The 11250-nt window shown below is 65.3% G+C and carries 9 protein-coding genes; 3 read left to right on the top strand and 6 right to left on the bottom strand.

Features of this window, described 5'->3' with window-relative positions; translation table 11 throughout:
- Positions 1–224: 224 nt before the first annotated feature.
- From CO669_RS17090 to CO669_RS17080, 3 genes are read right to left on the bottom strand one after another with little or no spacing between them, the layout of a single operon-like run.
- Positions 225–1217, bottom strand: coding sequence for a Bug family tripartite tricarboxylate transporter substrate binding protein (locus CO669_RS17090; RefSeq protein ID WP_097660958.1), 993 nt, complete (start codon positions 1215–1217; stop codon positions 225–227).
- A 57-nt stretch (positions 1218–1274) separates the two neighbouring features.
- A complete protein-coding gene (locus CO669_RS17085; RefSeq protein ID WP_097660957.1) occupies positions 1275–2528 on the bottom strand; it encodes a CaiB/BaiF CoA transferase family protein in 1254 nt (417 codons plus the stop codon).
- Between the two features lie 10 nt (positions 2529–2538).
- The gene (locus tag CO669_RS17080) at positions 2539–3333 is read right to left on the bottom strand and encodes an enoyl-CoA hydratase/isomerase family protein (RefSeq protein WP_097660956.1); all 795 of its coding nucleotides are present in this window, start codon (positions 3331–3333) and stop codon (positions 2539–2541) included.
- 118 nt (positions 3334–3451) lie between these two features.
- On the opposite strand from CO669_RS17080, the gene CO669_RS17075 reads away from it, so the two are divergent.
- The 3 genes from CO669_RS17075 (at position 3452) to CO669_RS35645 (ending at position 5704) form a co-directional block, all read left to right on the top strand.
- On the top strand, positions 3452–4117 hold the full coding sequence (locus CO669_RS17075; protein WP_097660955.1) for a GntR family transcriptional regulator: 666 nt from the start codon (positions 3452–3454) through the stop codon (positions 4115–4117).
- 225 nt (positions 4118–4342) lie between these two features.
- Complete coding sequence (locus tag CO669_RS17070) at positions 4343–5326, top strand: MBL fold metallo-hydrolase (protein ID WP_097660954.1); 984 nt, start codon at positions 4343–4345, stop codon at positions 5324–5326.
- Positions 5327–5545: 219 nt separating this feature from the next.
- Entirely contained in the window at positions 5546–5704 is a 159-nt protein-coding gene (locus CO669_RS35645; RefSeq protein WP_158228772.1) for a hypothetical protein, read from the top strand.
- Between the two features lie 8 nt (positions 5705–5712).
- On the opposite strand, the gene CO669_RS17065 is transcribed toward CO669_RS35645, so the two are convergent.
- From CO669_RS17065 to CO669_RS17055, 3 genes are all read right to left on the bottom strand, one after another.
- Positions 5713–6606, bottom strand: coding sequence for a LysR family transcriptional regulator (locus CO669_RS17065; protein ID WP_097660953.1), 894 nt, complete (start codon positions 6604–6606; stop codon positions 5713–5715).
- Between the two features lie 62 nt (positions 6607–6668).
- Complete coding sequence (locus CO669_RS17060; RefSeq protein WP_097660952.1) at positions 6669–9815, bottom strand: efflux RND transporter permease subunit; 3147 nt, start codon at positions 9813–9815, stop codon at positions 6669–6671.
- A gap of 5 nt (positions 9816–9820) precedes the next feature.
- Positions 9821–11023: an efflux RND transporter periplasmic adaptor subunit gene (locus tag CO669_RS17055; RefSeq protein WP_097660951.1), complete on the bottom strand. Its 1203-nt coding sequence runs from the start codon at positions 11021–11023 to the stop codon at positions 9821–9823.
- Between the last annotated feature and the right edge of the window lie 227 nt (positions 11024–11250).

The raw sequence follows: 11250 nt of genomic DNA, 5'->3' as shown, positions 1-11250 counted from the left end.
GGAATCCCCCCGGCAACTTCCTGCCAAACCAGATTTGTGCATGCCCTAGTGCGAACGCAGGGACCCATAACCCCAGGGAGGAGTTTGACGAAGACTGGAGGTTTCCTTCTCGCCGGTACGACGACCAATGCCTACCGATAGGTCACGCGGTATGGGTCCCTGCGCCTCCGCGCGCAATTGCGCGCTAGGCAGGGACGACGGCGGAGTTTGAGGCGCGCCCCGCCTCACTTGACCAGCCAGCCTTGCTCGCCCGCGACCTGCTTGACGTGCTCGAGGTCCTCCTTGATGAACTTGTCGAACTCGGCGCCGGTCAGGAACGTGTCGACCTGGGACGTCTTCTCGATGTAGTCCTTCCACTCCGGCGTTGCCTGCACCTTCTTCATGAGGTCGACATAGAACGCGGCCTGGTCCGGGGTGACCTTGCCGGGCAGCCACACCGTGCGCGGCTGCTCATATTGCTTGATGTCGAGTCCTTGCTCGACGCAGGTCGGAACGTCGCCCCAGCCTTCGCTTGCGGTGACCTTGGCGCCTTGCGGCAACCGCTTGGGGCTGAACACGCAGAGCGGGCGCTGGGTGCCGCCGCGCCATTGGCCGAGGCTTTCGCTGGGATTGTTGACGTGGGAATCGAGATGTCCGCCGGCGAGCTGCACGGCGGTCTCGGCGCCGCTCTTGAAGGGAATGTAGGTCAGCTTGACCTTGCCGGCCTTCTCGATCATGCGCGTCAGCACCTCGTCGGTGTCTTTGGACTGCGCGCCGCCCATCTTGAATTCGCTCGATGCGGCCGCCTTCAGATAGTCGCCCGCATTCTTGTAGGGCGCGTCCTGCTTGACCCAGAGCAGGAATTCGTCCTGCGCCATCGCAGCTATGGGCGTGAGATCGGTGTAGTTGAAGGCGACCTTGGAGACGAGCGGTTGCTGCCAGGCGTTCGAGGTGCCGAAGATCACCTTGTAGGGATCACCGGCGGAGGCCTTGCCGTAGACGTAGCCTTCGGCGCCGCTGCCGCCACCCTTGTTGACGACGACGATCGGCTGTTCCGTCAGCTTGTGCTTGGTGATGATGTTCTGCACCGCACGCGCGAGATTGTCGGTGCCGCCGCCGGGCCCGGCGGTCGCGACGAACTCGATCGGCTTTTGCGGTTGCCAGGCGGCGAGCGCCGGCATGGTGCCGGCGAGCACGGTTGCGGCTGCGGAGAGCAAGAATATCGACGTCCGACCCATGATTTCCTCCAGCTGATTTTTGTATTTTGTCGTTGTTCTTGTCGTATCGACGTCCGCTCAGGCGACGCGCTCCTCGCGTCCTCCTGATGCCAGCACGATGGCGCCTTCCTTTTCGAGCGCCTCGATCTGGTTTCGGTCGAACCCATGCTCGGCCAGAACCTCGCGCGTGTGCTCACCATAGACCGGCGCGCCTGATCGCACTTTGCCCGGGGTCTCCGAAAACTTGACGGGAAGCCCGATCGTCTTGACCGGACCGAGCGTGGAATGCTCGACCTCGACGACCATCTCGCGCGCCAGCGTTTGGGGATCGCTCAGGGCCTCCAGCATGTCGTGCACGGGGCCGCAGGGCACACCCTTCTCGTCCAGCGCCGCCAGCCAATGCGCCCGCGACTTGGTGCGGAAGCGCTCGCTCAGGACGGCTTCGAGCTCCTTCAGGTTCGCCATGCGGTCGGAACCATTGACGAAGCGCGGATCGGCGGCGAGCTCGCTCGACCCGAGCGCTTCCAGCATCAGCAGCCAGTGCTTCTTGTTGGCGCCGCCGACCACGAGCCAGCCGTCCGAGGCCTCAAAGGCCTGGTACGGCGCGTTGAGCGGATGGGCCGAGCCCATCGCGCGCGGCGCGGTGCCCGCGGCGAGCGCGATGGTCGACTGCCAATAGGTCTGCACCAGGGCAGCCTCGTAGAGCGAGGTCTCGACCCACTGCCCTTCCCCGGTCTTGAGGCGGTGGGTGTAGGCCGCGAGAATGCCCATGCTGGCGAGCAGGCCGGCCGTGATGTCAGACAGCGGCGGGCCGCATTTCACGGGCGGGCCGTCCGGCCGCTCGCCGGTGAAGCTCATGATGCCGCTCATCGCCTGCGCGACGAGGTCGAAGCCGCGGCGGTGCTTGTAGGGGCCGGTGCGGCCGAAGCCGGAGAGCGAGCAGTAGATCAGCGATGGATACTGCTTGTGAAGCTCTTCATAACCGAAGCCCAGGCGCTCCATCGCGCCCGGCGCAAAGTTCTCGACCAGCACGTCCGCGTCCGCGATCAGGCGCCGCAGCACCTGCTTGCCCCCCTCGGTCTTGAGGTCCAGCACGATGCCGCGCTTGTTGCGGTTCATCATCAGGAACGACGCCGCCTCATCGCCGATCTTCGGCGGCACCGAATGACGGGTGTCGTCGCCGTTCGGCGATTTCTCGATCTTGATGACGTCGGCGCCCATGTCGGCGAGCATCAGGGTGCAGGTCGGTCCGGCCATGACGTGGGTGAGATCGACGACCTTGAGGCCGGCGAGCGGTCCCGAGCGGCGAGAGCGACTTTGCGAGCTTGGCATCAGGGGCGTCCTATTCGCCGCGCCATTGCGGCGCGCGCTTGTTGAGGAAAGCATCGAGCCCTTCGCGAAAATCCTGGCTCGTGTAGCACATCAGGATGAGGTCCTCGCCCTCGTCCTGCGCCAGCCGCTGTTGCAGGCGGGCGACCGCCTGCTTGGTCGCATTCAGCGTCAGCGGTGCGTGACTGGCGACGAGCCGGGCGACCTCGTCAGCCCGCTTGTCCAGCGCGGCGAGATCCTCGACCACCTCGCCGAGCAGCCCGACACTTGCGGCCTCCGCGGCGTCAACGAGACGCGCTGTAAAAATGAGGTCCTTGACGCGCGCGGCACCAATCAGCGCGATGAGACGGCTGACATTGGACATCGACAGGCAATTGCCGAGCGTCCGCGCGATGGGAAAACCCATCTTCGCGCTTTTCGTGCCAATGCGCAGGTCGCAGGCTGCGGCGATTCCCGCCCCGCCGCCGGTGCAGAAACCGTTGATCGCGGCGATCGTCGGCACCCGGCACTGTTCGAGCGTGGTCAGGACCCGATCGATGCGGCTCTCGTAGTCGATCGCGTCCTGGGGCGTCGCAAATTCGCGGAACTGATTGATATCTGTGCCCGCGGCAAAGGCCTTGTCGCCGGCCCCGCGCAGCACCAGCACCTTGATCGCGTGGTCGCGATTGGCTTCCTCGCAGATCGCAGCGAGCCGCTCGTACATGGCGAAGGTGAAGGCGTTCCGCGCCTGCGGGCGGTTGAAGGTGACCCGCCCGATACCGTCATTGCATTCAAAAACGAGGCCATCCGCCTCCGCCGCCAGGTCCATTTCCTCATGTCCTCTTGTTTTTTACATTTTTGAATGCAAAATCTGCGATTAGCAAGCTGAAACTTCCAGATTTCAGACCATTGTCCAGGTTTTGCATTCAAATTGGAGTGCCGGTCCCATGCTGCATGAGGAGGTCGTCGGGCGTATCCGCACCATCCTGCTCGACGGCGAGATCCCGCCGGGCGCGCGGATTCCCGAGCGCGAGCTGTGCGAGCGGCTCGAGATCTCGCGCACGCCGTTGCGCGAGGCGCTCAAGGTGCTGGCCGCCGAGGGACTCGTGCAATTGCTGCCGCATCGCGGCTCGCGCGCGGCGAAACTGACCGACAAGGACATGCGCGACCTGTTCGAGGTCTGCCAGGGTCTCGAGGCCCTCGCCGGCGAGCTCGCCTGTGAGCGCATCACCGACACGGAGATCGACGCGATCGCCGCGGCGCATGCGGACATGGTCCAGCATTATCGCGAGGGCGATCTGATCCAGTATTATCGCGGCAACCGCGCCATCCACGAAGCCATCGTCACCGCGGCCGGAAATCCCGTGCTCGCGGGGCTTTACACATCCGTAACGGCGCGCATCCGCCGGGCGCGTTATGTCACGCCGATGACACCGCAGCGCTGGGCGCTCGCCGTGAGGGAGCACGAAGCCATACTGAACGCGCTGCAGAGGCGCGACGGCGCCGGACTCTCCCACATTCTGCGCGCGCATCTGCGCCACAAGCGCGAAGAGGTGTTGCAGGCGGGCTTTGCCGAGACGGAAACCAACGACCTCACGCTGAGAATTGCGTAAGACGCAATTCGCATCGTCCTGGCCGGCGCAGAGCGCATCCACACGTGGCCTTCCCGCTCTGCAATTGATTCTCGCTCCGTGTGACCCTGCGCACTAATTCCACTTGCTAGCTTGTCGCGGCCGGCGCAGCATACTTCTCCGCCGACCTGCGGCCGCATGGCCGTTCAAGCCGGCCCCAACGCGCGAACAATCGCGCAAGCTAAAAGACAAAAGCGGAGGAAACGCATGACAATCGATGTCTCCCGTCGATCCCTACTCGCACTCGGCGCCAGCCTCGGAGCTGGCCTTGGCGCCAGCGCGATGCTCGGCAGCAGCGCATTGGCACGGGCACCCAAGCTCGGCACCCAGACGCCGTACTGGCACCGTTTCGTTCTCGGCGATGCCGAGGTGACCGTCGTGTCCGACGGGCCGCTGCCGCTCGGCGATCCCTCCGGGACCTTCACCGGCGTTCCCAAGGAAGAGGTCAAGAAGATGCTGGCGGACAATTTCCTGTCGCCGGACAACGTCGTGCTTGAACAGAACTCGCCGATCGTGAACACCGGCGACAAGCTGATCCTGTTCGATACCGGCATGGGCTCTTCCAAGATGTTCGGCGCCACCACCGGACGGCAGCAGAAGAGCATGATGGAGGCCGGCATCAAGCCGGAGGACATCGACGCCGTGGTCTGCTCGCATGCCCATATCGACCACATCGGCGGCATTGTGGACGCCAACGACAAGCCGCTGTTCCCGAATGCGCAGATCTACATCTCCCAGACCGATTTCGATTTCTGGACCGACGAAGGCAAGCTCGGCAGCCCCGCCAAGGACTTCGTCGTTCACGCCCGCAAGAACCTGCTGCCGGTCCGCGAGCGGATCAAGTTCTTCAAGGACGGCGAGGAATTCCTGCCTGGCGTGCAGGCGATCTCGGCGCCCGGCCACACCGTCGGTCACACCATCTTCATGGTGTCGTCGGCCGGCAAGTCCTTCGCCTTCCTCGGCGACCTCTCGCACCACTCCGTGCTGCTGCTGGAGCGGCCGCGCATGGAGTTCTCCTACGACACCGACCCCAAGCAGGCGGCGGAGTCGCGGGTGAAGCTGCTCACGATGCTCGCGGCGAACAAGATTCCCGTGATGTCGTATCACTTCGCCTGGCCGGGCTACGGTCATGTCGCCAAGGCCGGCGACGGCTTCCACTACTATCCCCAGCCGATGCAGATGACGTTGTAGTCTTCGCGATCAGGTCCGGGCGGCGCGCGTTGCCCGGACCGTCAACCCGCATATGCCCATCATTCCTGCTCTTCCTAATATCGAAGAAGCCGATTGCAACCGTTGATATTATTCGTTTGTCAAAATCATTCTCCTGCGTAGCCTGAGCAGCGTGGCATCGACGGCCGACCGCAAACGGTCCTGCCCGGCAGACGCCTCACGCGCACACCAGGAGCGACCATGACCACGACATCACAGCACGCGGCGTCATTCTCCCAACTGCTGCTCCGCTGGATCGCCTATCGGCTCTCGCTGACGATGGCGGCACTCTCGCCCCTGCACCGCGCCAGCGACATTGCGGCCGCAGCCGCGGCGAGCAACAATCCCTGCGGGGCCTAAACCGACCGTCAGCGGCGCTTGCGCAGGCCGCGCGGCGGCGCCTCCGTCGCGCGACGGGTTTGCTCGGCGGCAAGGTCGCGCATGATCGCGATCGCGCTCTGCATATGCTCGTCGGGCGGGTCGACCGAGTAAACGACATAGGCCGGCATCGAGAATCTCGGCGCGCCGCCGACGAGGTGCAGCCGCCGAGCCCTCAGCAGCGGCTCGACGATCCGCTGCGCGAAATAGCCGGCGCCGCCGTTCGCCAGAACATGCTGCAGCCCGAGCCAGCCGATATTCGCCGTCAGCGCGGGGCCGGCGAAATTCGGGAACATCGCGCCGTGGCGGGCGTAGAATTCCGGGCCCCAGTCGACATAGACGTAGCCGTCCTGCGGCTCCGGCCCGCTCTTCGGGTTGGTCGAGACCAGCACGAGCTGCTCCTCGAACAGCAGCTCGACCTTGAGACCCGGACGGCTTTGCGGCGTGTACATCACGCCGATGTCGAGGCGTCCCTCGACCAGCCCTTGCATCAGCTCCGGCTCGAGCGCGCTCTCGGCGCGGATCGAGATCTGCGGATTGGCCTCCTGCATGCGCGGGACCCATAGCAGCAAAAACTCCTCCCACAGGCCGATGCGTCCGCCGACCACCAGCGCGCCGCTGAAGCCTTTGGGAATACCGACGTCGTGCCGGGCCTGTTCGACGGTGCGCACCAGCGTGGAGGCGTGACGCTGAAACTGGCGCCCCGCCGCCGTCAGGGCGGCACCGGCCTTGTTGCGCACGAACAGCGTGCAGCCGAGCAGCTCTTCAAGAGAGCGGATCCGGGTGCTCACGGTGGACTGGCTGACGTGAAGCCGCTCGGCGGCCGTGATGAAATTGCCGGTCGCGACCACCGTCAAAAATGTCCGCGCGAGCTCGGTGTCCACGGGCGCCCCTCACATCGATCTTTTCGATATGAAAGGCGCTCGCATCAAGGATGTCAAACGGCCTATTCTGCCGGCTCGGCGGCCGGCGCCGATCCCGGCAGCACAGCATCCGCCCGGCCGCCCGGGAATATCCGCTTCACCAGCACGAACAGCGCGGGCACGAAGAAGATGCCGAGCGCTGTTGCCGCGATCATGCCGCCGGCAACGCCGATGCCGACGGCGTTCTGGCTGGCCGAGCCCGCCCCCGTCGCAACCGCGAGCGGCAGCACGCCGAGGATGAAGGCGAGCGAGGTCATCAGGATCGGACGCAGGCGCTGACGCGCCGCGTGCAGCGTCGCGTCCACGAGGCTGCGGCCGGACGCAATCTGGTCCAGCGCGAATTCGACGATCAGGATCGCGTTCTTCGAGGCAAGACCGATGGTCGTGAGCAGGCCGACCTGGAAATAGACGTCGTTGGCCTGACTGAACAGTGTTGCCGCCAGCAGCGCGCCGAGCACGCCGATCGGCACCGTCAGCATCACCGCAAGCGGGACGGACCAACTCTCGTACAGCGCGGCAAGGCTCAGGAAGACGATCAGCAGCGAAATCGAATAGAGGTAGAGGGTCTGGCTGCCGGTCAGCCGCTCCTGGAACGACAGACCGGTCCATTCGTGGCCGTAGCCCGTGGGGAGCTTGGCCATCTGCTCCTCCACAGCCTGCATGGCAACGCCCGAACTGATGCCCGGCGCCGCCTGGCCCTGCAGCTCCACCGCGGCGACGCCGTTGTAGCGCTCGAGGCGCGGCGAGCCAAAGCTCCAGCGATCGGTGGCGAGCGCCGAGAACGGCACCATCGAGCCCGAAGCATTGCGGACGTACCAGCGGCCGATGTCGCTGATGTCCATCCGGAACGGCGCATCGCTCTGCACATAGACCTGCTTGACGCGACCACGATCGATGAAGTCGTTGACATAGGCACCGCCCCACGCCGCCGACAGCGTGGCGTTGAGATCGCTGAGATTGACGCCGAGCGCGGTGGCCTTGGCCTGATCGACGTCGAGGTTGAATTGCGGCGTGTCGTCCTGGCCGTTCGGCCGCGCCTGCGCGACGCGTGGGTCCGCCGCCAGCTGGCCGAGCAGCTGGTTGCGGGCCTGGATCAGCGCCTCGTGGCCGTTGCCGCCGGTGTCCTGGAGATAGAGGTCGAAACCGCCGGCATTGCCGAAGCCCGGGATCGACGGCGGCAGCACGGCGAACACCATGGCGTCGCGGATCTTCATGAACGCACCCATGGCGCGGCCGGCCACCGCCTGCGCCGACGCCGCCGGGCTCCTGCGCTCGTCGAACGGCTTCAGGCTGACGAAGGCAAGGCCGACATTCTGCCCCTGCCCCGCGAAGCTGAAGCCGCTGACCGCGAACACGCCGTCGACGGCGTCCTTCTCGTTGTCGAGATACTGATGCTCGACCTGCTTGATGACGTCGAGCGTGCGCGTCGAGGTCGCGCCGACCGGAAGCTGGATCAGCGTCATGATCGTGCCCTGGTCCTCCTCGGGCAGGAACGAGCTCGGCAGCCGCTGGAACAGCAAGACCATGCCGGCGACGATCGCGGCGAAGGCCAGCAACATCCCGGCGCTGCGCCGGACCACTCCATTCGCGCTGCGCTGATAGCCGTCGGCCATGCGGTCGAAGCCGCGGTTGAACAGGCCGAAGAAGCCGCGCTGGCTGCCATGATGCTCCGCTGGCTTGAGGATCGTGACGCACAGCGCCGGCGTCAGCACCAGCGCCACCAGCACCGACAGCAGCATCGCCGTGACGATGGTGAGCGCGAATTGACGATAGATGATGCCGACCGAGCCGTTGAAGAACGCCATCGGGATGAACACCGCCGAGAGCACGACGCCGATCCCGACCAGCGCGCCGGTGATCTCGCGCATCGACTTTTCGGTCGCCTCGCGCGGGGAGAGCTGCTCCTCGGCCATCACCCGCTCGACGTTCTCGACCACGACGATGGCATCATCGACCAGAAGGCCGATCGCCAGCACCATCGCGAACATCGTCAGCGTGTTGATGGAATAGCCGGCGAGCGAGAGCACGCCGAAGGTCCCGAGCAGCACCACCGGCACCGCGATGGTCGGAATGATCGTGGCGCGCCAGCTCTGCAGGAATACGAACATCACGACGAAGACGAGCGCGATCGCCTCGAACAGCGTGTGGATCACCTTTTCGATCGACAGTTTGACGAAGGGCGTGGTGTCGTAGGGGTACACGACCCGAAGCCCCTCCGGCATGGTGGCGCTGAGCTGGGCCACGCGGGCCTTCACCGCTTCCGAGGTCGCAACCGCGTTGGCGCCGGTCGCAAGGCTGATGCCCATGCCCGCGGCCGGCTTGCCGTTGTAGCGCGCAGCGGAATCATAGGACTTCGAGCCGAGCTCGACGCGCGCGACGTCGCCGATGCGAACGGTCTGGCCGGACGTCGCGGTGCGCAGGATGATGTCCCTGAACTGCTCGACCGTCTGCAGGCGGCTCTGCGAGGTGATGGTCGCATTGAGCTGCTGGCCGCCGACCGCCGGCAGGCCCCCGAGCTGGCCGGCCGTCACCTGCGTATTCTGGGTCTGGATCGCGGCGGTCACGTCGCCGGGCATCAGATTGTACTTCGCCAGCTTGTCGGGATCGAGCCAGATGCGCATGGCGTATTCGGCACCGAACAACGTCACCTGCCCGACGCCGGCAACGCGGCTGATGGGATCGTTGACCGACGAGGCCACGTAGTCGGCGATGTCGCTGGCGGCAAGCCGTCCATCCTCGGAGACGAAGCCGAGCACCATGAGGAAGCTCGCCGAGGACTTCACGACCTTGATGCCCTGCTGCTGCACGACCTGCGGCAGCAAGGGGGTCGCGAGCTGGAGCTTGTTCTGCACCTGCACCTGGGCGATGTCGGCATCGGCCTCGTTGGTGAAGGTCAGCGAGATCTGCACCTGGCCGGTCGAGGTGCTGGACGACGACATGTACTGGAGGTAGTCGAGCCCGGTCATGTTCTGCTCGATGACCTTGGTCACCGAGTTTTCGGCCGTCTCGGCGTTGGCGCCGGGATAGGTCGCGGTGATCGTGACCACGGTCGGCGCGATCTGCGGATATTGCGCGATCGGCAGCCGCATGATCGCGAGCGCGCCGCCCAGCATGATCAGGATGGCGATGACCCAGGCGAAGATCGGCCGCTTGATGAAGAAATGGGACATGGCACTTATTGTTCGGTTGTGGTGGACGCGGGCCGTGCATCGGCCTGCCGCGTCGGGTTCACGGTCAGGCCGGTTGCCGGATCGATCGCGACCTCGACGGTCTTGACGGGGGCACCGGGGCGCGCCTTCTGCGTTCCCTCCAGAACCAGGCGGTCGCCGGCCTTGGCGCCAGAGCGGACCAGCCAGTTGCTGCCGACATCCTCCCCGAGCTCCAGCGTGCGCTGCTCGAGCTTGCCGTCCTTGCCCACGAACATCGCCACCGCCTGCCCCAGCGGATTACGCGAGACGGCGCGCTGCGGCACCAGGATCGCGTTCGGATCGACGCCGGCGACGACGCGGGCGCGCACATACATGCCGGGCAGCAGCGCGCGCTCGGGATTGGCGAACACCGCGCGCGAGGAGACCGAGCCGGTGCTCTCGTTGACGCTGGCATCGGTGAAACCGTACTTGCCCTTGTGACCATAGGTCTTGCCGCTCTCCATCAGGACCTCGACCTGCACGCCCTCGGCGGGACGCTTGAGCTGACCACTGGCAATCTGGTTGCGCAGCCTCTCCATCTCCGAGGTCGACTGATCGAGGTCGACATAGACGGGGTCGAGCTGCTGGATCGTCGTCATCGCCGTCGTCTGGCTCGCGGTAACGAGCGCGCCGGGCGTGATGCTCGACTTGCCGATCCGGCCCGAGATCGACGCGGTGACCTTGGTGCGGTCCAGCGAAATCGCGGCGGTGTCGCGGTTGGCCTCTGCGGCTTTCAGGTCGGCCTCGCCCTGCTTGTAGGCGGCAACGGCATCATCGACATCCTGCTGGCTGGCCGCGTTGGTTTGAAGGAGCTGGGTCTTGCGCGCAGCCTTCAACTTGACGCTGACGAGGGTTGCCTCCGACCTCTGCACCGCGGCCTCGGCGCTCGCCAGACCCGCCTTGTACTGCACCGGATCGATCTCGTAGAGCAGATCGCCTTCCTTCACCTCGGCGCCTTCCACGAAATCGCGTTTGAGCAAAATGCCGGTGACTTGCGGCCGCACCTCGGAAACCTGATAGGCGACGACGCGGCCCGGCAGCACCGTCGAGATCTTCGCTTCCTGCGGCTTCAGGGTCATGATGCCGACCTCGGGCACCATCTGCGGCAGTCCCGCTTGCGGGCTCTGCTCGCCGCATGCCGCAAGCAGGAGAGCAACCAAGGGAGCAGCGCGGACGATCGGGGAAGTCATGATGACGGATCCATGGGTAAGCTGCGGTCCCTCCAACGGAAACGCGCACGGAAACATTTGGAAACTATTCAGTTTCCTGTTGGAAACTTGGTAGTTTCCTTCTGTGAAGTCAAGTGCTAGGCTGGCTGCGCAACGGCGTTCAAGCAGTCGTGAAGCAGCACAGATCCAGGGTGGGTGTTTCCATGGCGAAAGTATCCAGTAGTCCAAGGCGCACGGCCCCGCCGTCG

It is taken from the genome of Bradyrhizobium sp. Y36 (assembly GCF_002531575.1).
Classification (GTDB): Bacteria; Pseudomonadota; Alphaproteobacteria; order Rhizobiales; family Xanthobacteraceae; genus Bradyrhizobium.
The sequence above is the reverse complement of the archived record's forward strand: the minus strand, read 5'-3'. Positions and strand labels throughout refer to the sequence as shown.

What these genes read in the sequence shown, in the direction of transcription:
- CO669_RS17055 (WP_097660951.1), bottom strand. Translation starts at nt 11,023, where the DNA reads ATGACTTCCCCGATCGTCCGCGCTGCTCCCTTGGTTGCTCTCCTGCTT.
- CO669_RS17080 (WP_097660956.1), bottom strand. Translation starts at nt 3,333, where the DNA reads ATGGACCTGGCGGCGGAGGCGGATGGCCTCGTTTTTGAATGCAATGAC.
- CO669_RS17090 (WP_097660958.1), bottom strand. Translation starts at nt 1,217, where the DNA reads ATGGGTCGGACGTCGATATTCTTGCTCTCCGCAGCCGCAACCGTGCTC.
- CO669_RS17060 (WP_097660952.1), bottom strand. Translation starts at nt 9,815, where the DNA reads ATGTCCCATTTCTTCATCAAGCGGCCGATCTTCGCCTGGGTCATCGCC.
- CO669_RS17070 (WP_097660954.1), top strand. Translation starts at nt 4,343, where the DNA reads ATGACAATCGATGTCTCCCGTCGATCCCTACTCGCACTCGGCGCCAGC.
- CO669_RS35645 (WP_158228772.1), top strand. Translation starts at nt 5,546, where the DNA reads ATGACCACGACATCACAGCACGCGGCGTCATTCTCCCAACTGCTGCTC.
- CO669_RS17085 (WP_097660957.1), bottom strand. Translation starts at nt 2,528, where the DNA reads ATGCCAAGCTCGCAAAGTCGCTCTCGCCGCTCGGGACCGCTCGCCGGC.
- CO669_RS17075 (WP_097660955.1), top strand. Translation starts at nt 3,452, where the DNA reads ATGCTGCATGAGGAGGTCGTCGGGCGTATCCGCACCATCCTGCTCGAC.